The organism is Adlercreutzia faecimuris (genome assembly GCF_022669055.1).
GTDB lineage: Bacteria > Actinomycetota > Coriobacteriia > Coriobacteriales > Eggerthellaceae > Enterorhabdus > Enterorhabdus faecimuris.
The window spans coordinates 504,150-527,783 of record NZ_JAJMLW010000002.1; the positions used below are offsets into that span (position 1 = coordinate 504,150).

Sequence of the window (23,634 nt, forward strand, 5' to 3'; positions counted from 1 at the left end):
TTACTTCACCCCCCAGGGGCTCGTCACGGTCTCGAAGTGCTTGCCGGTGGCCGGCTCGCTCACGTGGACCGCGCAGGCGGTGCAGGGGTCGAAGGAGTGAACCGTGCGCAGGGCGTTGATCGGCATCTCGATGTCCTCCACCGGCACGCCGATGAGCGCCTGCTCGAGCGGGCCGTGGTCGCCGGCGCCGTTGATGGGGGCCAGGTTCCAGGTGGACGGGATGATGATCTGGTAGCCCTCGATCTTGCCGTCCTTGACCTTCTCGGAGTGGTAGAGCGCGCCGCGCGGGGCCTCCCAGAAGCCGGTGCCCTCGCCGGTGATGGTCTTGGGCTCGCGGAAGTACTCGGAGTCGCCGGAGGCGAGCGCCTCCATGAGCTCGGTCACCCACTCGCGCATGAGGCCCGCCACGTAGAGGGTCTCGATCTGGCGGATGGCCGTGCGGCCGAGGGTGGACTGGAAGGCGGTCAGGTCGCCGGGCTTGGCGCCCAGGGCCACCAGCAGCTTGTCCACGTTCTCGACGATGAAGGGCACCTTGCGCTGGTAGGCGGCGAAGATGCGGGCCATGGAGCCGGCCTCCATCGGCTTGCCGTCGTAGGTCGGGCACTTCACCCAGGTGTAGCGGTCGTTCACGTCGTACTCGGTGAAGTCAGGCTCGGTGACGAAGTAGGGCGACTGGTAGGTCTCGGTGCCCTTGTACCAGGAGCGGCCCATGTACTCGTCGATGAGGGACTCCTCGACGTCGGACACCTTGAACTGCTCGTCTAGGACGGCCATGGGCAGGTAGCGGTTCTTCATCTGGTCGATGTAGTTGTCGCCGTACGGCCAGCCCGGGCCCTCGAAGACGCCCCAGGCGATGTAGCGGCCGCAGCCCTTGCCGAACTCGAGCACGTTCGGGTAGTAGGTGGCGAGCACCATCGTGTCGGGCAGCATGGTCTCGGCGACCCAGTTGTAGATCTCGTCGACCATGGCCTTGAGGTCATCGAGCTTCTGCTCGGTGGGCACCCACATGGTGCCGCCGGGGACGCTGGTCATGACGTGCGGCATCTTGCCGCCGAGCAGCGCCGACACCTCGGAGGCGCGGGCCTGCATCTTCAGGGCCTCCAGGTAGTGGGCCGTGCAGATGAGGTCGGCCTCGGGGGTCATCTTGTACGCGGTGCCCTCGTCGGCCTCGAACCAGTTGCCCGAGAAGATGGACAGCTGGCCGTTCTTGGCGAAGGCCGCCAGCTTCTTGTGCAGGGCGCCCAGGTCGGAGTGCATGGACGTGCCCGCGGCCTGCGCCAGGTCGATGGCGTCGGCCACGTTGGCGGTGAGCGCGTTCAGCGGGTTCACGTAGTCCAGCGCCGCCAGGTTGTACATCCACAGGATGTTGGAATGCAGGAACTGCGCGCCCTCGAGCAGGTTGCGGATGATGCGCGCGTTGTTGGAGATGGTGATGCCGTAGGCCTTCTCGCCGGCGATGGACGAGGCGTGGGCGTGGGACACGGGGCACACGCCGCAGATGCGCTCGACGATCTGGGCGGCGTCCTCGGGCGTGCGGCCCTGGACGACGAGCTCCATGCCGCGGAAGCAGCCGCCGGACACCCAGGCGTCGGCGACCTTGCCGTTCTGGACTTCCATCTCGACGCGCAGGTGGCCCTCGATGCGGGTAATCGGGTCAATGACAGAGCGGGTCATTAGGCCTGGCCTCCCTTCTCGCTATCGTCCTCGGGAACCGCGTGGCCGCAGTTCTTCTCGGCCAGCTCGGCCTTCTCCTCGCGGGTCAGGTCGTACTTGCCGATGGACTTGTCGGGATGCTTCTCGTCCCACTTGCGGATCTTCTCGAAGTCGGCGCCGCCGTCCATGCGGCCGGACACCTTCATGCCGAACCCGTGCACCACGAGCGCGGCGGCCACCAGGCCGGTCAGCGCGAGCGCGATGGTGCCGGGCTGGAAGGTCCAGTCGCCGATGCGCAGGTCGCGGTGGCGCTTGTAGAACGGGGTGTTCACCTCGACCCAGTTCTGGCCCGGGTTGTTCGGGTTGGCCTCGCAGCAGCCGATGCACGGCGCGCCGGCCTGGACGCACCAGCTGCGGCGGTTGTTCCACAGGATGACGCCGCAGTTGGACTTCGTCTGCGGCCCGCGGCAGCCCAGCGGGTACAGGCAGTAGCCCTTGGCCTCCTCCTCGGAGCCGAACTCGTAGACGAACTCGCCGTTCTCGAAGTGGCCGCGGCGCTCGCAGTTGTCGTGGATGGTCTGCCCGAAGATGTCATTGGGCATCGCCATGTCGTTGAGGCGCGCCAGCAGGAGGCTGGGGTCCTTCATGACCACGACGTCGACCAGCACGGACATGAGCCACTCGGGGTTGGCCGGGCAGCCCGGGACGTTGACGACCGTCGCCTCGACGCCGGCCTTCTTCAGGTACTCCTGGACGCCCATGGCGTTGGACGGGTTGGGATGCGCCGCGCACCAGCCGCCGTTGACCGCGCAGGAGCCCAGCGCGACGACCGCGTTGGCGCTCTTGGCGGCGTCGACCAGGGCCGCGGTGCCGACCTCGCCGGCGACGCGCAGGGCGTTGCCGCCCCAGCCCTCAAGAACCGCACCCTCATACACAAGAATGTAGTTCCCTGCCTCGATGGTCTGGGCCTTGGCCTCCTCCACCGAATGGCCAGCCGCGGCGGACAGCGTCTCCGAGTAGTTCAGGGAGATGAGGTCCAGCACGACCGTGGCGACGTCGGGGGTCTCGATCTGGGCGAAAGACTCCGTGCAGCCGGTGCAGGAGGCGCCCTCGATCCAGATGACCGGATAGAGGTCACCCTTCGTCGCGCCGATGACAGACTCCTCGAGCGCCTGGGCGACGCGCGGCGCGGCGAGCTCGGAGAGCCCGGCCGCCACGGCGACGGCGCCGGCGAGCTTCATGAAGTCGCGGCGGGTCACCCCGCGGGAGGCCAGAATGCTGTCGAATTCTGTGATCGTGGCCTGATTTTCCATGTGTACACCTCCTCAGGTGTCCTCGTCTTCTGACATGCGTCGCCCATTCTGCCCGACCGTGATGATTTTGTGGCTGTGAAATTGAGAAAACGTGTCGGCGGCGGGGCCAATGGGCCCAAAATGTTACGACTTAATCCGGGCGTAACATGAATCTCGTTGCCAAGGCGCTATCATAGGCACCCGGCGCCCGCGACGGGCGCCCGCGTCACCCTATATATGTGATATGTGAGGAGCACCCCATGGCCAACGACCAGTCCATCGCTTTCCTCGGGCCCGTCGGCACCTACACCCACGAGGCCGTGCTCGCCTTCGCGCGCGAGCTGGGGCTCGCCGAGCCGGAGCTCGTGGAGTGCGTGTCCTTCGACGAGGTGTTCGACTGCGTCGACCGCGGGCGGTGCGCCTTCGGCGTGGTGGGCAAGGAGAACTCGCTGGAGGGCCCGGTCACGGCCACCCTCGACAACTTCGCGTTCCGCTCGAGCGCCGCCATCCTGGCCGAGAAGGTGGTCGACATCCACCACTGCCTGGTCGTCCACCCCGACGCCGAGCTCGCCGACGTGCGCACCGTCGCGTCGCACCCCCAGGGGCTCGCCCAGTGCCGCCGCTTCCTGAACGAGCGGATGCCCGGGCGCGCCACGCTCACCGCCACCTCCACCGCCGAGAGCGCGCGCATGGCCGCCGCCGACCCGACCGTGGCCGGCATCGCCAACGCGTTCGCCGCCGAGGTGCACGGGGCGAAGGTGGCCGTCCGCGACATCGAGGATCACTTCGGCAACCAGACGGTGTTCGCCCTCATCGGGCGCCCCGGCGCGGCAGCCCTGGCGGGGGACCGCATGAAGACGTCGCTCGCGCTGTTCATGCGCGAAGACCGCGCCGGCACCCTGCACATGATCCTGTCGGAGTTCGCCTTCGCCGGCATTAACCTGACCATGATCCAGTCGCGCCCCACCAAGCAGCAGCTGGGCGACTACATGTTCTTCATCGAGTTCGCGGGGGCCGCCGACAGCCTGGAGGCCCAGACGGCGCTCAACTGCCTGCGCATGAAGCTGCGCGAGGTGAAGCTGCTCGGCAGCTACCCGGTGTTCTAGGGCGCGCCGGGCGGGCAGGAGCGGAGGGCGGAAGCGCCGGGCGGGCGGCGCCCGCGACGCGCGCCGGGGCGCGGGGCCCTAGCCCAGGACGCCGAGGTGCTCGAGGAGGATCTTCAGGCCGATCAGGATGAGGACGACGCCGCCGGCGAGGGCGGCGGGCCCCTCGAAGCGGGCGCCGAAGCGGTTGCCCACAGCCACGCCGACGAAGGACAGCGCGAAGGTCGTCACGCCGATGACGGCCATGGCCCACCCGATGCTCACGCCGAGGAAGGCGAGCGTGACGCCCACGGCCAGGGCGTCGATGGAGGTGGCCACCGCCAGGAGCGTGAGCTCGCGCAGGTCGAGCGGCGCGCCCTCGGCCGGGCACGACGCCGCCGGGTCCTCGTCGTCGCCGCGGACGGCGTCCCAGATCATCTTCCCGCCGATGAGGGCGAGCAGGACGAAGGCCACCCAGTGGTCCACCGGCGTGATGAGGGCGGCGAACTGGGTGCCCAGGAGCCACCCGATGAGGGGCATGAGCGCCTGGAAGGCGCCGAAGAACAGGGCGATGACCAGGGCGTGGCGCCAGTTGACGCGCCGCATGCACAGGCCCTTGCACACCGACACGGCGAAGGCGTCCATCGACAGGCCCACCGCCACCACCAGAAGCTCCGCGAAGCCCATCAGGACCTAAGCCTCCCCTCCGCGTCGCGGGCGAAGAAGCCCTCGGCCACCAGGTCGGCCACGATGGAGGCGCCGAGGCCCGGGTTCACCCCGTCGCGCCCGGCGGCGCGCTCGGCGGCGTCCAGCTCGGCGATGAGCTCGCCCTCGCCCACGCCGCCGTCGGCGGCCAGCACCCGGCGCACCACCCAGGCGCGCTTCTGGCGCCGCGAGCCCTCGAAGGCCGACTGGCGCGCGTGGTGGGCGCTGCGCCGCGAGGGGTTGGGCACCGTCGCCTTCAGGTGCGCGCCGTAGTCGAGCAGCGCGTAGTACCAACCCCGTGGGTCGGCCGCGTCGCAGGTGGCCTCCACGAGCGGCCTCAGCTCGCGGTCGGGCACGCCCTCGCGGCCTGGGAACAGCTCGTGGATGAACACCGAGCGCACGTTGGTCTCCAGGTAGACGGCGGGGCGCTGATAGGCGAAGGCCATCACGCCGGCGGCCGTGGCGGGACCGATGCCCGGCAGCTCCTCGAGCTCGGCGGCCGTGGCGGGCAGGCGCCCGCCGCGCTCGGCCGCGCACGCGTCGGCGCAGCGCTTGAGGGCGAGCGCCCGGCGGTTGTAGCCAAGCCCCTGCCACAGCTCCAGCACGTCGGAGGTGGCCCCGGCCGCGAGCGCGTCGAGGGTGGGAAACGCCGCCAAAAAGCGCGTCCAGAAGCGCTCCACGCGGGCCACCTGGGTCTGCTGGAGCATGATCTCGGACACGAGCACGGCGTAGGGGTCGTCGACGTTGCGCCACGGCAGGTCGCGGTAGCGCGCGCGGCCCTCCTCCCGCACCCGGGCGGCGAACTCCTCGGGCGGCGGGGCGCCCTCGGGCCACCCGTCGATGAGGCGGCCGCCCTCCCGGGCGGCCGCTTCATCCCCTGCGATCTTCCGGCGCTGGGCCACCCTAGCGCTCCTCGGACAGCGACTCGACGAAGGAGTCGAGCTCGGCCATGTCACGGCGGAAGTCGCTCACGACGGCCTCCTCGAGCTCGTGGTACTCGGCCGAGTCGAGCGGCTGGTAGGCCGCCAGCTTGTCGAAGAGGTTGTCGCGGGTGACCGGGTGGTAGCGGCGCATCATGAGGCCGGCCTTGTAGGCCTCCTCCACCGCCTCGCGGGCGGCCATGTAGATGTCGAAGCGCGGCATGTTGGCCGACAGGCGCACGAGGTCGGCGCGGTTGACGCCGCGCAGCGACGGGTGGTCGCGGGCGATGTCCATCCAGATGGCGACGCGCTCCTCGGGCGTGGGGTAGTCGATGTCGACGACGACGGCCCCCTCCAGAAGCTCCTGGAAGTACTCGTCGATGTCCATGGTCGACGACGCCGAGGCCAGGATGCGCACGTCGGGGTTCTCCACCGCCGAGCGGATGAGGGCGAGCGCCTCGCGGGCGCCGCGCGACAGCTGCATCATGAGCAGGCTGTCGGCCTCCTCCGAGAAGTCGGCCAAAGGCGCACCCCACAGATCGACGTCCTCGAGCACGAGCACGCCGCCGCCCTCGAAGGCGTTGCGCAGCGAGCTCAGGCGCGGCGCGTCCTCGGCCTGGGCCATGACGCACAGCACCGGCATGCCCTGGAGGTTCTCCTCCATGCGCATGCGGATGCTCGGCAGCTTGAGCTCTCCCAAGGTGGCGGCCATGAAGCGGTTGGCGTCCTCGCGGGCCGGCGAGCGGAACAGCAGCGCGTCGGCCGGCGGCATGCCCTCGACGCCATGGCGGCGGTTGAGCAGCTCCACCAGCTCCTGGAAGTCCGGGTCGTCCTGGAGCCCCACGCCCAGCTCGCGCATGAGGCGGATGGCGTCGTCGTAGCCGGCCAGGCTCGCGTAGGTCAGCGGCTCGGCGGCCGGGGCGACGGAGATGCCCGCCTGGCCCGCCGCCCGAGCGAGCATCTCGAGCGCGCCCTCCCCCTCCGGGGCCGCGGCGTCCCCGCCCGCGCCCTCGCCGGGCGCCTCGGCGGCCTCGTCCGCGGCGGGGGCGTCGGCCCCGCCCTCGGGGGCGCGGCGCGCCGGGCGGCCCGGCAGCGGGTGGTCGATGACGTGCTCCACCTTCACGATGCGCGCGTCCATGCCCAGGACGTCCTGGGCGATCATCTCGGTCATGTCCTCCAGGTCCTCGCGCGACAGCCCGAACTCCTCGAGCCGGTCGAGCGCCAGCCCCTGGAGCTGCTCGGCGCAGGCGGCCGTCTCGTCCGGGGTGAGGTAGGGCTCCATCTTCTCGAAGATGTACTCGGCCAGCGAGCGCTCCTTGTGCTTGCAGGCGAGCGCCCAGGCCCGCTTGATCCCGTCGAGGGCGTCCTCGCAGGGCACGCCCGCCGCGCGGGCCGCCTCCTCGAAGGCCGCCAGGTACAGGTGCATGCCCAGCACGGCGTCGCCCGCGGCGCAGGCGTCCACCGCCCGGCGCAGGTAGTCGGCCGCGCCCCCGCGGCAGCCGTCGTCGCGGCTCGGCACGTCAGCATCCGGGTTCTTCTCCACGATGCCACCTCCTGATAGCTCCATCCGCGCCGCCCTCGGGCAGCCGGCACGTACGCGCCGCCTCGTTCCCTCGGGCCCGCGCGCTCTTTTCCACGTTGCATTGTATCGGACGCGCCCGCCCGCGCCCCGCGCAAGGGCGCGAAACACCAAATCCGTAAAGGAAGGGCGTCGCGCGACGGATGCGACAGGTGGCCAGGGACGCGTCAGTCGACGTCCCAGTCGAGGACCTGCCAGCCCTCACGCCGGGCGGTGCGGGCGAGCGGGCGGTCGGGCGTCACCGCGTAGGGGGTGCGGGCGGCCTCGAGCAGCGGCCGGTCGGAGTGGTGGTCGCCGTAGGCCCAGCCCAGCTCCCAGCCGCCCTCGCCGAACTCGGCGTCGCAGAGCCGCCGCAGGGCCACCAGCTTCTCGGCGCCCTCGACGGGCAGGCCCTCCACCTCGTCGGTGTAGTCGCCCGCCGCGTCCACCCGCATCCGCGTGGACGCCTGGTAGTGGACGTAGTGGTCGCGCATGGCCTCCAGGATGATGGGCTCGAAGCTGGCCGATATCCACACCACGACGTGGCCCGCCTCGGCGTGCTCGCGCAGGGCGCGCACGGCCTCGGGCCTGAAGCGGCCCTCGATCACCTCGTGGTAGAACCGCGCGAGGAAGGCGTCCACCCGCGCCTTGGGCTCGCCCCGGAAGGCGGAGAACACCAGCCCGCGCACCCAGCTCTCGTTCTGGGGCAGGCGCACCTTGTAGGCCGCGGCCCACAGGAGGATGCGGAGGATGACCGACTTGCGCAGCATCCCGCGCAGGGCGAGGTAGCGCACGAGCATGACCGGCGAGTTGCCCTGGATGGTGGTGCCGTCGAAGTCGAAGGCGGCCACCTGCACGCGCCCGGCGGCGTCGGGCACGACGGGCAGGTCGGCCGCGCGCGAGGGCGGGCCGTCGTGGCGCGCGGCGTCCTCCCCCGCCTCGCCGGGGGTGAAGGCGAGGGCGGCGGCCACCGTGTCGGTGTCCTCGCGGCCGGCGCGCAGCGGCACGGCCGCCCCCGGGGCGTCCGCAAAGGCGCCCGGCGCGAGGCCGGGCGCGTTCTCGTCAAGCTGGGGCATGGTCGGGCCGCCTAGTCCTCGAGTTCGTCGATGCAGTCTACGAACTGGGAATTATACAGCTCCGCGTAGAAACCTCCAAGCTCCAGCAGCTCCTCGTGGGTGCCCTGCTCCACGATATCGCCATGGTCCATCACCAGGATGAGGTCGGCGGCGCGGATGGTGGAGAGCCTGTGCGCGATGACGAAGGAGGTGCGGCCGGCCATGAGGTTGTCCATGGCCCGCTGGATGCGCTCCTCGGTGCGCGTGTCCACCGAGCTCGTCGCCTCGTCCAGGATGAGCATGCGGTGGTCGGCCAGGAGCGCCCGGGCGATGGTGATGAGCTGGCGCTGGCCCTGGCTCACGTTGGAGGCGTCCTCGTTGATGACGAAGTCGTAGCCGCCGGGCAGAGTCGCGATGAAGTGGTGGACGCACGCCCCGCGCGCGGCCGCCTCCACCTCCTCGTCGGTGGCGTCGAGCCGGCCGTAGCGGATGTTCTCGCGGATGGTGCCGCTGAACAGCCACGTGTCCTGGAGAACCATGCCGAACAGCGAGCGCACCACGTCGCGCGGGTAGTCGCGCACGTCATGGGCGCCCAGGCGGATGGCGCCGCCCTGCACGTCGTAGAAGCGCATGAGGAGCTTCACGAGCGTCGTCTTGCCGGCGCCGGTGGGGCCGACGATGGCGACGGTCTGGCCGGGCGCCACCCGGGCGGTGAAGTCGCGGATGACGGGCGCATCCGGGTCGTAGCCGAACCGCACGTGGTCGAAGGCCACCGACCCGTCGGCCTCGGGCGCGAGGGTGGACTGCTCGGCGGGCTCCTCCGGCTCGGCGAGGAACGCGAAGATGCGCTCGGCGGCCGCGGCCATCTGCTGGAGCACGTTGGACACCTGGGCGAGCTGGGTGATGGGCTGCGTGAAGTTCTTCACGTACTGGATGAACGCCTGGATGTCGCCGACGGTGATGATCCCCGCGGCGGCGAAGAAGGCGCCGGAGACGGCCACGGCCACATAGCCCAGGTTGCCCACGAAGCTCATGATGGGCATCATCATCCCCGACAGGAACTGAGACTTCCAGCCCGACTCGTAGAGGCGCCGGTTGACGGCGTCGAAGTCGCGCACCGTGGCGTCCTCGCGCCCGAAGGCGCGCACCACCGCGTGGCCCGAGAACGTCTCCTCCACCTGGCCGTTGATGGCGCCGAGGGCCGCCTGCTGGGCGTAGAAGTAGCGCTGCGAGCGCTTGACCACCAGCATCACCAGCACCACCGACACCGGCACCATCACCAGCGCGATGAGGGTCATCACCCAGTTGATGGACAGCATCATCACCAGCACGCCCACCACGGTGACGGCCGAGGTGATGGCCTGGGTGACGCCCTGGTTGAGGCTCTGGCCCAGGGTGTCCACGTCGTTGGTGATGCGCGAGAGCACATCGCCGGTGGAGGTGCGGTCGAAGTAGCCGAAGGGCATGCGGTCGATCTTGGCGGCGATGGCGCGACGCAGCTCGTAGCAGGTCTGCTGGGACACGTAGCTCATCACCCAGCCCTGGATGAGCGAGCAGGCCGCCGACAGCAGGTACAGGCCGAGCGTGGCCAGAAGGATGCGCCCAACCAGCCCGTAGTCGATGCCGCCGGTGCCGGCCACCTTGGCCACGATGCCCTCGAACAGCGCCGTCGTGGCCTCGGAGAGCACCTTGGGCCCCACGATGCTGAACACCGTGGACCCGACGGCGAACACGAGGATGACCGCCAGGTGCGCCTTGAAGCGCCCCATGAACGAGAGCATCTTTCGCATGGTGCCCCTGAAGTCGCGGGGCTTCTCGCCGGGCATCATGCGCCCGCCCGGGCCGTGGCCGTGGCCCGGCCCGCGGCCGCGCCCGGGCCCGTGGGGCGCCCGCGCGGCGCCGGCGGCGGGGCCGATGGCAGCGGCGGCGCGCTCGCGCTCGGCCAGCTTGGCGGGATCGGCGCGTCTCAGGCTCATGCCGCATCACCTCCCGCCAGCTCCTCGGCGGAGAGCTGCGAGAGGGCGATCTCGCGGTACTCCCCGCAGCGCTCCATGAGCTCGTCGTGGGTGCCGAGCCCCGCCACGCGCCCCTCGTCGAGAACGACGATGGCGTCGGCGTGGCGGATGGTGGACACCCGCTGGGCGACGATGACCTGGGTGACGTCGCCCAGCGTGGCGGCCATGGCCTGGCGCAGGGCGGCGTCGGTCTGGTAGTCGAGGGCCGAGAACGAGTCGTCGAGCAGGTAGGCCCGCGCGTCGGCCGCCAGCGCCCGGGCGATGGCCAGGCGCTGGCGCTGGCCGCCCGAGACGTTGGAGCCGCCCTGGGCCACCTCGGCGTCCACGCCGTCCTCGCGCTCGTTGACGAAGCCGAGGGCCTGGGCGCAGGCGAGCGCCTGCTCCACCCGGGCCTCCCCCATGGCCTCGTCGGCGTAGGCGACGTTGGACTCGATGGTGCCGCTGAACAGGAACGCCTTCTGGGGCACGTAGCCCAGCTGGGCCCGCAGCACGGCCTGGGGCAGCTCGCGCACGTCCACGCCGTCGATGGTCACCGAGCCGCCCGTCACGTCGTAGAACCGCTCGATGAGCTTGACGATGGTGGACTTGCCCGATCCCGTCGAGCCGATGATGGCGAGGGTCTGGCCGGGGCGCGCCGTGAAGCTCACGGAGTCGAGCACGCGCTCGTCGGAGTCGTCGTAGGCGAAGGACACGTCGTGGAAGGCGATCTCGGCCCCGCGCGGGCCGCCGGAGGCGATGCGGGCCTCGGCGGCGGCCGCCAGGCGCGCCGCGGCCGCCTGTCCAACCGCGGGCTCGGGGTCGCGCACGGCCGGCTCGGCGGCGAGCACCTCGTTCACGCGCTCGGCGGCCACGTCGGCGCGCGGCAGCATGATCGACACCATGCCCAGCATGAGGAAGCTCATGATGACGACCATGGCGTAGGTGATGAAGGCGATGAGGTCGCCGGTCTGGATGACGCCGGCGTCGACGTAGGCGCCGCCCACCCACACGATGGCCACCGAGGTGGCGTTCATGATGAGCATCATGGCCGGCATCATGAAGGTCATGACGCGGTTGGTGAACAGCTGGGTGCGCATGAGGCGCGTCGACGCCTCGTCGAAGCGAGCCTCCTCGTAGGGCTGGCGGTCGAAGGCGCGGATGACCGGCATGCCGGTGAGCATCTCGCGCGCCACCAGGTTCACCCGGTCGATGAGCTGCTGCATCACGCGGAACTTGGGCATGGCCACCTTGAACACCACGGCGATGACGGCGAACACGCACGCGATGGCCACGACGATGATCCAGCCCATCGACGCGTTGGTGGCCATCACCATGACGATGCCGCCCACCGCCAGGATGGGCGCGGAGAGCACCATGCGCAGGAGCATCACCGACACGTTCTGGATGAGCTGGATGTCGTTGGTGCCGCGGGTGATGAGCGAGGCGGCCGAGAACCGGCCGATGTCGCCCTCGGTGAACGACACCACGCGCGAGAACAGCGCCGAGCGCAGCTCGTAGCCGATGCGGGCGCCGGTGCGCGCGGCCACGAGCCCCACGCAGATGGACACGGCCATCCCGAGCGCCGCCAGGCCGAGCATGGCCGCGCCGGTGCGCAGCAGAAACGACATCTGCAGGGCGGCCAGGTCGTACCCGGCGTCCTCGTACTCGGCCCGCGCGGCGGCGAGCGCCTGCTGGCCGGTGAGGCCCTCCCCGTCGCCCAGCTGGGAGCGGGCGGCGTCGGCCAGGGCGAACACGCGCTGCTTGTCCAGCTCGCCGGCGCGGTAGGCGGCCATCATCTGGTCGAGGGAGCCCACGGGCGCCTCGTCGGGCGCGTGGGCGGCGATGAGCGGCAGGGCCAGCACGCGCTCCAGCTCGGCGCGGTGGGCGCGCCCCTCGGCGTTGAGGGCCCAGGTGCCCCCGTCGGCACGGTCGTAGGAGGCGCGCAGGAGCGCCTCGTCATCGGCCGGGGCCAGCGCGCAGGCCAGCTCGAAGGTGCGGTCGGTCATCTCGTCGACGGCGACCGACTCCACGCCGGACTGCTGGATGCCCACGTCGACGATCTGGGAGGTGAGGCCGGGCAGCGCCAGGTCGGCGGCCGCCTGGACGACGAGGAGGGCGAAGACGATCGCCACGGCCGCCTTGTGGCGGCGGAAGTAGCCGATCAGATGCACGGGGCGCCCTCCTCGGGGGCGGGGCCGGCCTCGGGCGCGGGGCCGGCGGCGGGCGCGCCGCAGGGGCGGGCCGCGTCGGGCGCGCCGGGCGCGGACGCCGCCTCGGCCAGGCGGAACTCGACCACCTTGGCCACGCCGTCCATCATCTGGGAGAAGAGCTCGGGGCCCACGTAGTCCACGAGCTCGCGCATGCGCGCGGCGAAGGCGTCGTCGAGCGAGCGGGCCAGCGCGGCGCCGGCAGGGGTGAGCCGCAGCGACACCGCGCGGAAGTCGCCCTCCCCGCGCTCGCGCGTGACGAGCCCGCGTTCCTCGAGGGCCTTGACGACCTGCGAGAACGCCGAGGGCGACACGGCCAGATGCGCGGCGAGCACCCCCGGCCGCGCGTCGTCGGCAGCCTCCCCCTCCAGCACGTAGACGAGGTGGAGGGCCCGGGCCTGGTTGGCGGTGAGCCCCTCGCAGGTGGGCATCCACGGGGGCCCGGCCCGGTGCAGCTTGCGCATGAGGTCGAGGAACTCGACCTTCATCGTCTCGATGGTCCTCTCCATGGGGTGGCGCTCCGTCCGTCTCGGGTTGCGACGCTAAATAGTTTAGCGTCTAAAGTACCCCAAGTCGCCGCCCGCGGCAACGCCCGCGCCCCGCCCGCCATCGAAACGGCACGCTCCGGCTCCGCGCCGCGCGGAGCCGGAGCGCGGAGCCGCGCCCGCCTAGATGCCGCGGGCCACGCGGTAGGCCTCGCGGACGGCGGCCGCGGTGAAGCGCGGCCAGATGAGCTCGCTCTCCACCGGCTCGATCTTCGACGGCGGGTAGGGCGCGTCCACGATGAGCGGGTTGCAGTCGCCCACGGCGTAGACCTCGGGCGCCACGCCGGCGAGCTCGTCGTAGAGCGCCAGGTTGGGCTCGAGCGGCAGCGCCGTCACCACGCTGTCGGCGCGGATGAGGCGCTCGCCCCCGTCCGCGTCGGCCACCACGACGCCCGCATCGGTGATCTCGCGCACCCGCGCGTTCGTGAGCATCTCCACGTCGTTGGCGACGAACCAGCGCAGCATGTTGGGCTTGGGCCCGCAGTCGAGCATGCCGGTGCCGAGCTCGGGCCCCTCCTCCACGATGACCACCTCGCGGCCGCGGCGCATGAGGAAGTGCGCCGTGCGCAGCCCGTGCATGCTGCCGCCCAGGATGACCACCCGCCTGCCCACCGGCAGGTAGAGCTTCGAGAGCCTGCCGAGCCGCTCGACGTTGAACACCTTGAGCGCCGCCCGCAGCTGGCGGTGCAGCTCCTCGCCGGTCACCACGATCTTGCGGTCGATGCCGGGGATGTCCACGGCCGGCTCGGCGCCGCCCACGGCCACGATGACGGCGTCGGGGGCCAGCGACTCCACGAGCGCCCGGTCGGCGACGGTCTTGGTCATCACGCGCACGCCCAGCTTCTCCACCTGGCGCACCTGCCAGCGCGAGAACCCGAGGAAGTCCTCGTGGAAGTCGCAGATCATGCCCGCGAGCGGCAGCGTCCCGCCGAGCTGCCCCTCGCGCTCGACGATGGTGACGTCATGCCCGCGCAGGGCGGCCACGCGCGCGGCCTCGAGCCCGGCGGCGCCCGACCCGATCACCACCACGCGCTTGGACGCGTCGGCCGGCGGCACCTGGGCGTAGTCGGCGCCCTCCATGACGCCGCCGTTCACCATGCACCACGTGTTCACGTTGTGGGCCGACATGTCGTAGCAGGTGTTGCACCCCACGCAGGGTCGGATGTCGTCCCAGGCGCCCTCGGCCACCTTGCGGCAGTAGTCCGCGTCGGCGTGCGCCCGCCGGCAGATGCTGATGAAGTCGATCTTGCCCTCGGCGATGAGCTTGTCGCCGTTGAACGCGTCGGTGCGGCCCGATACGCTCACGGGGATGGACACCGCCGCCTTCACCGCGGCCGCCGCGCCCGACCAGGCCATCATCCCCTTCCCGAAGGAGTTGTCGATGCCCCACTCCGACAGATCCTCGTCCACGTAGCCGGGGTAGAGGTCCACGTCAGGCAGCTCGTGGGCCGTGCGCGGGATGCCGAGCTCGGGGATGCCCTCGTGGTACATCTCGTAGCGGCAGTGGATGGCGTCGGCGCCGCTCGCCTCGAAGAGCCGGGCCAGCTCCACGGTGTCGGCCACCGTGCGGCCGCCCTCCACGTTGTACTCGGCGCCCGACAGGTTGTCGATGATGGGGAAGTCCGCGCCGCAGCGCTCCTTGATCTTGCGGTTGATCTCGCAGACGATGCGGGCGCGGTTCTCGGCCGAGCCGCCGTACTCGTCGGTGCGGCGGTTCCACGCCGGCGACAGGAACGTGTTGAGGCCGTGGTTGTGCCCCGCGTTGATCTCCACGCCGTCGAACCCGGCGCGCTGGAGCAGCTCGGCGGCGTCGGCGAAGGCCGTGGTGATGACGTCGATCTGCTCGCGCGTGAGCGCGGTGGTGGGGTTGTAGTACGGGATGAGCCCGTCGAGGTCGTCCTGGGTGAGCGTCGAGGAGGCGTAGGAGGTCACGTGCGCCTGGTCGAGCTGGCGCGTCGGGTAGCCGCAGAGCAGCTGCCAGAAGGCGTGGGCGTCGTGCTTGTGGATGACCGCGGCGAGCGCCTGGAGCCCCTCGAAGGAGAAGTTGGACTGGATGGTGGTGAAGCCGCGCTCGCCCGTCTCGTCGAGCTTCACGATGCCGCCGCCGAGCGACACGAGCCCGAAGCCGCCGGCCGCGAGCGACTCGTAGAACGCGAGCCAGCGCGGGGAGATGGGCGCGTCGCCCTGGTCGTCCTTCGGGATGGACCCGTGCGACCCCATGTGGATCATGCGGTTCTTCACCTTGAGCTTGCCGATGTAGCACGGCTCCAGGATCTTCTCGAGCCTCCGTCTCGCCATGATAGCCCTCCCCTTCTCGCGGGCCGCGTGACGGCCCATTCCCTCGTAGAATGCCCGGGCCCGCCGAGGCAGGCTCGGGGGCGCGCCCCTTGCGCGCCGTCCCACGACCTCATGGTAGAAGAGCGCCCCCGCCCAGGGAAATTACCCTTTGCCCTCGGTGATGCTAGAATGGAATGACCGATTGGCCGAGCGCGCCTGGGCGGGCGCCGGAGGGAGGCCCCGTGAAGATAGAGCACCTGCGCGAGTTCACCACCTGCGCCCGCGAGGGCAACGTCACCGCGGCCGCGCGGCGGCTCTACCTGTCCCAGCCGGCGCTCAGCAAGCACCTGGCGGCGCTTGAGCGCGAGGTGGGGCTCACGCTGCTCGACCGCACCACCCATGCCGTCACGCCCACCGCGGCCGGGGCGGTGGCGCTCGAGCTGTTCGAGCGGGTGGTCGACGACTACGACCGCGCCATGGCGGCGCTCGACCTGATGCGGGACGGCTACGACCGCCAGGTGCGGCTGGGGTTCCTGCTGCACTCCCTGGGAAACGAGCTGTACCAGGCCACGCGCGCCATCGCCGCGTCCCAGCCCGGCTGCCGGGCGTCGGTGCGCTTCGGCGACGCCGACGAGCTGGTGGCGGGCCTGGCGGCCGGCACCTACGACGCGTGCCTGCTCCTGGGGGTGGCCTACCCCTGCGAGGGGCTCGCCTTCCGGCCGGTGGGCCGCGTGCCGCTGCTGGCGCTGGTGGAGGAGGGCGACCCGCTGTGCGAGCTGGGCGCCGTGGGCGGGGAGGCCCTGCGCGGGCGCGCCCTCGTCCTGCCGCGCGATGAGATGGGGTTCGCCACCACCGTGGAGGCCCTGCTCGCCGAGCGCCTGGGCGTGGCGGGCCCCGTCACCTGGGCGCCTCAGCGCAGCACCGAGCTGTTCGCCGTGCGCGAGTCCGGCGGCGTGGCCGTCATCAGCGCCGTGTCGCGCAAGCGCCTGCCCGCGGGCGCCCGGACGCTCCCCTTCGCCGACGCGGGGCTCGCCCTCGACATCGGCTGGCTCCACCGCGTGCCCGCCGACGGCGCCGAGCGCGACGCCCTCACGGCATTCCTCGACGACGCCGCCCGCATCCTCGCCGACCACGGGGCGCTCTGACGCGCCCGCGGCTCCCGGCCTGTCACGTCGGAGGTCGCAGGGCGGACGCGCCACCGCATGCCGCAGGCGCCACCTCCCGCTCCCCTGCGCCGCGCCCTCGGCGCGTTCCGCCCTCCCCACGCGGCGCCTGGCGCTCCCCACCCCTTCCCGCGCCGCGCCTTTAGGCGCGGCGAAAAATTTCCCAAAATAGTTCTTGCATCGTCTTGGGGTGGTGCGTATACTATACGAGCTGCGAAAGCACGGGGTGTTAGCTCAGTTGGTTAGAGCGCCGGCCTGTCACGTCGGAGGTCGCGAGTTCAAGTCTCGTACATCCCGCCATCGAACCCACTCGCCGCCCACGTCGGGCGGCGTTTTTCTTTTCCGCGCGAAAGGGGGAGGACGCGCTGGGCACCCTCCCCCGTCAGCTCGCCGGCAGCCCCGCGGCCGCGACGCGCGTCACCCTCGCTGATACTCGTAATCGCAGGCCGAGACGACCGTGACCCGGCCGCCCTGGGCCTCGACGGCCATCTCGAGGACGTTCACCAGCATGAGCGCGCTGCCGGGCTTGCCCATGAAGCCGTCGAACCGCGTCCTCCTGATGTTCTCGCCCAGCATGAGCCCCACCCGCCTTCCGTCTCCGGCTCGTCTCACGGCCCCACCCTAGCGCCAACCGCCCGCCGCCTCAAGCAACGCGCGCTAACATCGCCCCCGACCAGGCGGAAGGGGGACGCACCGAGGCACGGTGACCGCGTGGAGGGGGCGCCCCACGCGGCGTTTCCGGGCCGTCGCTTCCCTCCCCTCACGCGAAGTGCTAGGGTACGGGGGAACTGACAGGCGCGTGGCGAGGAGCAGGACATGCCGAAGGTAGGGCCCAAGGGGCTTCTGGGAATAGCGGCGGCGGTGTGGATGGCCGCCGGGACGAGCATCGCGACGCTCGGGGTGCAGGCGCTCATGCAGGAGGGCGCGACGGCGCCCTGGTGGCTCACCGCCCTGCTCGTCGCCGGCGCGCTCGCCGTATTCGCGCTGTTCCACTCCCGGGTGTTCCAGCCCCTCGTGGCCAAGCACGTCGCGCGCATCCGCGCCTACGACGAGCCCCAGGGCGTCCACCGCTTCTTCGACGCCAAGGGCTACCTCATCATGGCCGTCATGATGGGCGGCGGCATCTCGCTGCGCACCTTCGGGCTGGTGCCCCCGTGGTTCATCGCCTTCTTCTACACCGGCTTGGGCGTGGCGCTCGGCTTCGCCGGCATCACCTTCCTCGTCCACTGCCTCCACGGCGACGCGCGTCCCCTGAGCCCCCACCGCTCCCACTTCAGCGCCTAGGCGCCCCGAAGCGCCAGGGGCCGTCCCACCCGGGGCGGCCCCTTTTTCGCGCCCGCGCGGACGGCGCTCGTGCAGGACTCGGGCGCAAAATGGCCGAAACTCACGGTTTGACGACGCTTCCGGGCGGTCCGCGCCGCGCGCCCCACGCAAAACCGCAGGTCGGCGCTTCCCATTCCCTCCCATTCGCCTGCCGGGGCGTCCGAGAGGGCGGGAAAACGTCGTCAAACCGTCGTTTCGGGCCATTTTGTCGCCGGATTCTGCACGGGGGGGGGCAACGCGAGCGCATAGGCGCCGCGGCACCCCCCCGTGCGCGCAGGCGAGCTACGGCGACGCCCCTCGCCCCTTGGCGCGATCCCAGGCGAAATTCCACCGGAGGGTCTTCCCCTCACGGCGGTTATCGCTATAATCCCCCCGTGAAAACCGTATTTTGTAAACACACGGCTACGTTTCTCCTCCGCTCGGGCCGCTTCGGGAGCCGGGGCGCCTCGCCGCGCGCCCTCCTGCGCCCCGACGACGAGCCCCTCTCGGCGCGGCGGGTGAGCGCGCTCGCCGACGACCTGAGCCTTCCGGCCCCGAGGCCGCTCCACGTGCTCGACCTCGACGGCCGGCGGCCACGCTCGACGACCGCGGCCGCGTTCCACCGGTGGGCGGCCCCGCTGCCGATGGGCCAGCTCGTCCCCCTGGGCGGCGACGCGTTCTCGCTCGGGCCCGAGCTGCTCCTGCTCGACATGGCGCGCTGCGTCGACGACCTCGACCTGCTCCTCCTGTGCCACGAGCTCTGCGGGGGCTATCGCATCGACCGGACCTGCGACCAGGGCTTCGCGAGCCGACCTCCCCTCACGAGCGTGCGGGAGCTGCGCCGATGCGCCGAGCGCAACGCCGGCGTCGCGGGGGCCAAGCGGCTGCGCCGGGTGCTGCCCCACGTAGGGGAGGGTTCGGAGTCGCCCATGGAGACCGCGACCGCGCTCATCGTGGGGCTTCCTCCGAGGTGGGGCGGCCTCGGCGCGCCGCGGCCCGAGCACAACCACCGCCTCGATCCCGGCCGGCGCTGGCGGGGCGCGGCGGAGAAGGGGCACTACCGCTGCGACCTCTACTGGCCCGAGCGGCGCGTGGCCGTCGAGTACGACGGGGAGCGCGCCCACACGGGCGCCGAGCGCATAAGCGCCGACGCGCGGCGCCGGGCGGCCATCCAGGCCATGGGCGTGACGACGGTGACGGTCACGCGCGACCAGCTGTACCGCCCCGCCGACTTCCGGCGCCTGGAGAAGACGCTGCGCCGGGTGCTCGGCCTGCGCTCGCGCGTCCGCTGCGCGGACTACCCCGAGCGCCAGCGGCGGCTCCGCGCGCGGGCCCTCGGCTTCGACCCGGCCATGGGCGACGTCTCGCGCCTCATCCGCTTCGGATAGCGCGCCGGCGCGCCGCCCTCGCGCGCCAGGCGGCACTCCTCCGCGGCGGCGCGGCGGGCATCGATGAGTGGCGGGCTCCTTTATATTCTGTTAATGCAAAAGTTAGCGAAACCTTAGGGGCGCGCGGCCCCGCGCTCGCGCGCATGCGCTAGACTTGCCATTCGACCTGAGTCAAAGGCAACGTGGGGCTATCCGGCGAGGGGGAGGTGACGCGGCGATGAGGGGCAAGCTCGGCCTGCGCGCCATCTACTTCCTCGCGCTCACCGCCGTGTCGCTGGCAGCCATGCTCATCTTCGTCGTCTTCGACGTGGAGACGCAGCGGCGCGACACCGAGACGTCCATGGTCGAGGAGGCCCGCACCTTCGCGCGGGAGATGGACGCCGTGTGGAAGTTCATGGACACCTCCCAGGACACCATCAACTACACCTCCGACGGCACCTACGAGTTCAAGGGGCTCCACTGCGCCATCGTGGGCAAGAGCATCGGCGCCATCTTCTCCGCCAACAACGACTACTCCATCCGCTACACCAACCTCAACCCGCGCCGCGTCCACGACCGCCCCGACGAGTTCGAGACGGAGGCGCTCGTCACCTTCAACGAGGACCGCTCGGTGACCGAGTACTACGGCACGGTCGTGGAGGAGGACGCCCCGCAGTTCCGCTACGTGCGGGCCCTCGAGGTGGACGAGAGCTGCCTGGAGTGCCACGGCGAGCCCGTGGGCGAGATCGACATCACCGGGCATGACAAGGAGGGCTGGACGCTCGACTCGGTGGGCGGCGCCATCTCCATCAGCATCCCGGCGGAGCGCGCCAGCTCCATGCTGCTCAACAACGTCCTGCGCGACGTGGTGTTCTTCGCCTGCCTCATCCTGGCCATCGGCGCGGTGGTCTACGTGGTGACGGCCCGCTTCGTGCTGCGGCCGGTGGGGCTCATCAAGGCGGCCTCGGACGTGGAGGCCGGCGGCTACCCGCGCCAGGTGGCCGCCTCGTCCCGCGCGCGGGAGATGGCCCAGCTCATCAACCAGTTCAACGTCATGGCACGCGAGCTGTCGGCCCTCTACTCCGACCTCGAGGCGAAGGTGACCGACCGCACGCGCGACCTGCGGCAGGTGAACCTGGCGCTTGAGCGGCAGCGCGACCACCTGGAGGCGCTCGGCCAGCGGCTGGCCGAGGAGTCGCAGTTCAAGACCGACATGCTGTCCATGGTGAGCCACGAGCTACGCACGCCGCTCACCTCCATCCTGGCCACCACCCACTTCTCCCTCGACGCCTGCGAGGAGGGATCCGAGGCGTGGCATTCCTGGGACGAGGTGCGCCGGAGCAGCCTCGTGCTCTTGGACATGGTGAACAACCTGCTCGACATCGCGCGGCTCGACGCCGGCCGCGAGTCGCTGGCCTGCGAGCCGATGGACCTGGGCGATCTGGTGGCCTCGGCCCAGGAGGCCGCGTGGCCCCTGGCCGAGAGCGGGCACCTGGTCTTCAGCGCCGAGGTGGCCGCCGACGTGTCGCTGGTCTACGGCGACTACGACAAGACCCACCGCGCGCTGGAGAACCTGGTCACCAACGCCATCAAGTTCACGCCCGACGGCGGCAGCGTGCGCGTGAGCGCGTCGGTCGAGGAGGGCACGGGGGACGTGCTCGTGCGGGTGGAGGACACGGGCATCGGCATCGCGCCCGAGGACCAGGAGCGCATCTTCGACCGCTTCGTCCAGGTGGACAGCACCTCCACGCGCCGCTTCAAGGGCAGCGGCCTGGGGCTGGCGCTCGTGCGCGAGTACGCCACGCTCCAGGGCTTCGAGGTGGGGGTGTCGAGCCACCCGGGCACCGGCAGCGCGTTCACCATGCGCATCCCGGCGTGCCTGGCGGTCGCGCTCGACGGGGACGATGACGAGGGCGTCGGGGGACGCCCCGACGGGGAGGTGGGGTAAGGTGTTCAAGGTCATGCTCATCGATGACGAGGAGAGCATCCACGGCGTCATCCGCAAGGCCCTCGAGCAGGGGGGGCTACGCCTACTGCGGCGCCCGTGACGCCGAGGAGGGCCTGGCCCTGCTCGAGCGGGAGCGGCCCGACCTGCTGCTGCTCGACATCATGCTGCCGGGGATGAACGGCTTCGAGCTGTGCGGCCGCATCCGCGAGCGCGAGCGCGAGATGCCCATCATCTTCCTGTCGGCCAAGAGCGACATCGTGGACAAGTCCATCGGGTTCCGCGCCGGCGGGGACGACTACGTGACAAAGCCCTTCGACATCGCCGAGCTCATGCTGCGCATCGAGGCGCACCTGCGGCGGCGGCGCGACGCCATCGAGTTCTCCAGCTGCACCACCCGCGAGGGCACCGCCGTCATCGGCGACCTGGAGATCCGCTTCGACGCCTACCAGGTGCTGGTCAAGGGGCGCCCGGCCAACCTCACGGCCAAGGAGTTCGAGATCGTGGCCTTCCTGGCCACCCACCCCGGCAAGGTGTTCACCCGCGGGCAGATCCAGGAGTACATCTGGGGCGACGGCGAGGTGGACGCCAAGTCCAACTCCATCACGGTCTTCGTGCGCAAGATCCGCGAGAAGATCGAGGAGAACCCGAGCGAGCCGCGCTACCTGCTCACCGTCCCGCGCGTCGGCTACAAGATGACCGATTCCCTGTAGGCCCCGCTTCGCGCACCCCCCACGCCAAGTCCCCGCTCCGCGCGCAGGCTCCTCCCCTGCGCCAGACGCCTGCGCGCGGAGCCGAAACACCGCTCTCACCTGCGACATCTTGTCGTTGCCAATTTGTTAATGAAACGTTAATCAAATAGTTAGCGAAGCCTTATCACCCGTGTATGGCTATTATTCGCGCCGGCTCGTACTCTCTTCACCAGGGGATCCGAAGAGAGAGGAGGGCCTCATGACCCAAGAAAAGCCTGTCGTCTTCGAGGAAGGAGGTCGCGATCCATGTCGTTCGTCCTGACGCTTGTCGTAGCGTTCGCAGCATGCCTCGCCCTGCGCGAGCCGCTCCGACGCTGGCCCGTCGCCTTCTACGCGCTCGCCGTTGTCGCCGTCGCCGTCCAGCTCGCCTCCGCGCCGCTCGGACTGCCCAAGGCGGTCGACCTCGCGCTGCTCGTCCTCATCAAGCGCTGCTACGTGGCCATGGCCCTCTTCGTCATCGTCATGTTCATCGGCGTCCTGCCGCGTGACGGTCGACTGAGCCGCTGGCTGCGTCCCGTGCGTGCCGAGGTCTCCATCGTCGCGTGCGTCCTGTGCGTCGGGCACATCGTCGGCTACGCCGCCTCCTACGTCCCGCGAGCGATCTCCGGCGCCCTGGCCAGCCCGACCGTCGTCACCGGCCTCATCGTCGCCCTCGTGCTGACGGTGCTGCTCATCGCCCTGGGGATCACCTCGTTCCAGCGCGTCAAGCGGGCCATGAGCCTGGCGCAGTGGAAGCGCGTGCAGCGCCTCGCGTATCCGTTCTTCGTCCTGGCCTGCGCCCATGCGCTGCTCATGCTCATGCCCTCGGCCCTCGGCGGCGGCACTGCCGCGCTCGAGGGGGCCATCGCCTACGCGGCGGTGCTCGTCGTCTACGTCGCCCTGCGCGGCGCCCGCGCGCTGTCCGACCGGCGCGTGAAGGACGCTGCCAAGGCGGAAGACCCGATGAGCGACGAGCCTGAGCCACGCGCAGCCTAAGGGCCGTCCGTCCGTCAATCCCGAATCTTTAAGGATGATGTCACATGATTTCTGAATTCCCGCTCTTCATCTTCACGACGCTCGGCGGCCTTTCCGCCGGCCTCGTCATGGCCATGGCGGCCTTCCCGCCGGCGGAGAAGCCGGCGCGCCCCTGGCTCGCACCGCTCACGGCGCTCGTGCTGCTGGGCATCGGCATGCTCGGCGTGCTCTTCCACCTGAAGAGGCCGGCGCTGTTCCTGCTGGCCCTGCGCAACCCCACTGCCGGCATCGCCCAGGAGGCCTACTGCGGCATCGTGCTGGGCGTGCTGCTGCTGGTGCTGCTCATCGTGTGCTGGCGCAAGGGCGAGGCGCCCAAGGCGCTCGTCTGGGTCACGGCCGCGGTCAGCTTGGTCATGACCTTCATCATGGGCTTCGCCTACCTGGCCAACGTGGGCACCGCCGCCTGGGCCAACTGGACGACCATCCCCCTGTTCGTGGTCGGCGACATCGCCATGGGCCTGGCGCTGTGGGCCATCCTCTCGAAGGACGTCCTCGCCAAGCGCCCCTTCACGCTGGCTAACATCGTCGTGCTGGCCGTGCTGGCCGTGGTCATGCTGCTCACCGGTCTGCACTTCGGCTCCGTCGGCAACGACGCCATGCTGATCTACGCCGGCCTGGTCGTGGCCGGGCTGGGCGGCATCGCCGTCTCCGTCGCCGCTCAGAAGGCCCCCGCCAGCTGGCAGGCCGGCGCGCTCATCGCCTGCGTGCTCGTGGGCGTGTGCCTGAGCCGCTACGGCTTCTACGCCGCCAGCATCATCTAGCGAGCCGCCCGCAAACGAAGGAACGACGATCTCCCGCTCAGG

At 70.8% G+C, this 23,634-nt stretch carries 19 protein-coding genes and 1 tRNA gene; 9 read left to right on the forward strand and 11 right to left on the reverse strand.

Annotation, left to right across the window (positions count from 1 at the left end):
- Together LPT13_RS07400 and LPT13_RS07405 are read right to left on the reverse strand one after the other, a co-directional pair.
- Nucleotides 1-1,674, reverse strand: a complete 1,674-nt coding sequence (locus tag LPT13_RS07400) for a nickel-dependent hydrogenase large subunit (RefSeq protein ID WP_242165127.1) — start codon at nt 1,672-1,674, stop codon at nt 1-3.
- Complete coding sequence (locus LPT13_RS07405) at nt 1,674-2,966, reverse strand: hydrogenase small subunit (RefSeq protein WP_242165129.1); 1,293 nt, start codon at nt 2,964-2,966, stop codon at nt 1,674-1,676. The genes LPT13_RS07400 and LPT13_RS07405 overlap by 1 nt, the downstream gene beginning before the upstream one ends.
- A gap of 239 nt (nt 2,967-3,205) precedes the next feature.
- Here LPT13_RS07405 and pheA point away from each other — a divergent pair, with 239 nt between their 5' ends.
- Nucleotides 3,206-4,051, forward strand: a complete 846-nt coding sequence (gene pheA, locus LPT13_RS07410) for a prephenate dehydratase (RefSeq protein WP_242165131.1) — start codon at nt 3,206-3,208, stop codon at nt 4,049-4,051.
- Nucleotides 4,052-4,129: 78 nt separating this feature from the next.
- Here the strand turns inward: pheA and LPT13_RS07415 are convergent, their stop codons facing one another.
- From LPT13_RS07415 to LPT13_RS07450, 8 genes are all read right to left on the reverse strand, one after another.
- On the reverse strand, nt 4,130-4,714 hold the full coding sequence (locus tag LPT13_RS07415) for a manganese efflux pump MntP (RefSeq protein WP_242165133.1): 585 nt from the start codon (nt 4,712-4,714) through the stop codon (nt 4,130-4,132).
- Nucleotides 4,714-5,574, reverse strand: a complete 861-nt coding sequence (locus LPT13_RS07420; RefSeq protein ID WP_430622576.1) for an HhH-GPD family protein — start codon at nt 5,572-5,574, stop codon at nt 4,714-4,716. The genes LPT13_RS07415 and LPT13_RS07420 overlap by 1 nt, the downstream gene beginning before the upstream one ends.
- A 61-nt stretch (nt 5,575-5,635) precedes the next feature.
- Complete coding sequence (locus tag LPT13_RS07425; RefSeq protein ID WP_242165135.1) at nt 5,636-7,219, reverse strand: ribonucleotide reductase subunit alpha; 1,584 nt, start codon at nt 7,217-7,219, stop codon at nt 5,636-5,638.
- Nucleotides 7,220-7,398: 179 nt separating this feature from the next.
- Nucleotides 7,399-8,286 carry an HAD family hydrolase gene (locus LPT13_RS07430; protein ID WP_242165138.1) on the reverse strand — a complete coding sequence of 296 codons (888 nt, stop codon included), beginning with the start codon at nt 8,284-8,286 and terminating at the stop codon, nt 7,399-7,401.
- 11 nt (nt 8,287-8,297) lie between these two features.
- Nucleotides 8,298-10,094, reverse strand: a complete 1,797-nt coding sequence (locus tag LPT13_RS07435) for an ABC transporter ATP-binding protein (RefSeq protein WP_242165354.1) — start codon at nt 10,092-10,094, stop codon at nt 8,298-8,300.
- 143 nt (nt 10,095-10,237) lie between these two features.
- Nucleotides 10,238-12,430, reverse strand: coding sequence for an ABC transporter ATP-binding protein (locus LPT13_RS07440; RefSeq protein WP_242165140.1), 2,193 nt, complete (start codon nt 12,428-12,430; stop codon nt 10,238-10,240).
- Nucleotides 12,421-12,975: a MarR family winged helix-turn-helix transcriptional regulator gene (locus tag LPT13_RS07445; RefSeq protein ID WP_242165141.1), complete on the reverse strand. Its 555-nt coding sequence runs from the start codon at nt 12,973-12,975 to the stop codon at nt 12,421-12,423. The genes LPT13_RS07440 and LPT13_RS07445 overlap by 10 nt, the downstream gene beginning before the upstream one ends.
- A 159-nt stretch (nt 12,976-13,134) precedes the next feature.
- Nucleotides 13,135-15,309, reverse strand: coding sequence for an oxidoreductase (locus LPT13_RS07450; RefSeq protein WP_242165143.1), 2,175 nt, complete (start codon nt 15,307-15,309; stop codon nt 13,135-13,137).
- A 221-nt stretch (nt 15,310-15,530) separates the two neighbouring features.
- Here LPT13_RS07450 and LPT13_RS07455 point away from each other — a divergent pair, with 221 nt between their 5' ends.
- Together LPT13_RS07455 and LPT13_RS07460 are read left to right on the forward strand one after the other, a co-directional pair.
- Nucleotides 15,531-16,433 carry a LysR family transcriptional regulator gene (locus LPT13_RS07455; RefSeq protein ID WP_242165146.1) on the forward strand — a complete coding sequence of 301 codons (903 nt, stop codon included), beginning with the start codon at nt 15,531-15,533 and terminating at the stop codon, nt 16,431-16,433.
- 241 nt (nt 16,434-16,674) lie between these two features.
- Nucleotides 16,675-16,751 (forward strand) — tRNA-Asp (locus LPT13_RS07460).
- A gap of 117 nt (nt 16,752-16,868) precedes the next feature.
- On the opposite strand, the gene LPT13_RS07465 is transcribed toward LPT13_RS07460, so the two are convergent.
- On the reverse strand, nt 16,869-17,063 hold the full coding sequence (locus LPT13_RS07465; RefSeq protein WP_242165148.1) for a hypothetical protein: 195 nt from the start codon (nt 17,061-17,063) through the stop codon (nt 16,869-16,871).
- Between the two features lie 204 nt (nt 17,064-17,267).
- Here LPT13_RS07465 and LPT13_RS07470 point away from each other — a divergent pair, with 204 nt between their 5' ends.
- The 6 genes from LPT13_RS07470 to LPT13_RS07495 all read left to right on the forward strand — a co-directional run bounded on the left by LPT13_RS07470 (nt 17,268) and on the right by LPT13_RS07495 (nt 23,592).
- Complete coding sequence (locus LPT13_RS07470) at nt 17,268-17,735, forward strand: hypothetical protein (RefSeq protein WP_242165150.1); 468 nt, start codon at nt 17,268-17,270, stop codon at nt 17,733-17,735.
- 536 nt (nt 17,736-18,271) lie between these two features.
- Nucleotides 18,272-19,141, forward strand: a complete 870-nt coding sequence (locus LPT13_RS07475) for a PDDEXK family nuclease (RefSeq protein ID WP_242165151.1) — start codon at nt 18,272-18,274, stop codon at nt 19,139-19,141.
- Nucleotides 19,142-19,358: 217 nt separating this feature from the next.
- Nucleotides 19,359-21,068, forward strand: coding sequence for a c-type heme family protein (locus LPT13_RS07480; RefSeq protein WP_242165153.1), 1,710 nt, complete (start codon nt 19,359-19,361; stop codon nt 21,066-21,068).
- A gap of 23 nt (nt 21,069-21,091) precedes the next feature.
- The gene (locus tag LPT13_RS07485) at nt 21,092-21,778 is read left to right on the forward strand and encodes a response regulator transcription factor (RefSeq protein WP_242165155.1); all 687 of its coding nucleotides are present in this window, start codon (nt 21,092-21,094) and stop codon (nt 21,776-21,778) included.
- A gap of 285 nt (nt 21,779-22,063) precedes the next feature.
- Nucleotides 22,064-22,792 (forward strand): ferric reductase-like transmembrane domain-containing protein, encoded by a 729-nt coding sequence (locus LPT13_RS07490; RefSeq protein WP_242165157.1) that lies wholly within the window; start codon nt 22,064-22,066, stop codon nt 22,790-22,792.
- A 44-nt stretch (nt 22,793-22,836) separates the two neighbouring features.
- Entirely contained in the window at nt 22,837-23,592 is a 756-nt protein-coding gene (locus tag LPT13_RS07495) for a hypothetical protein (RefSeq protein WP_242165159.1), read from the forward strand.
- Nucleotides 23,593-23,634: the final 42 nt, after the last annotated feature.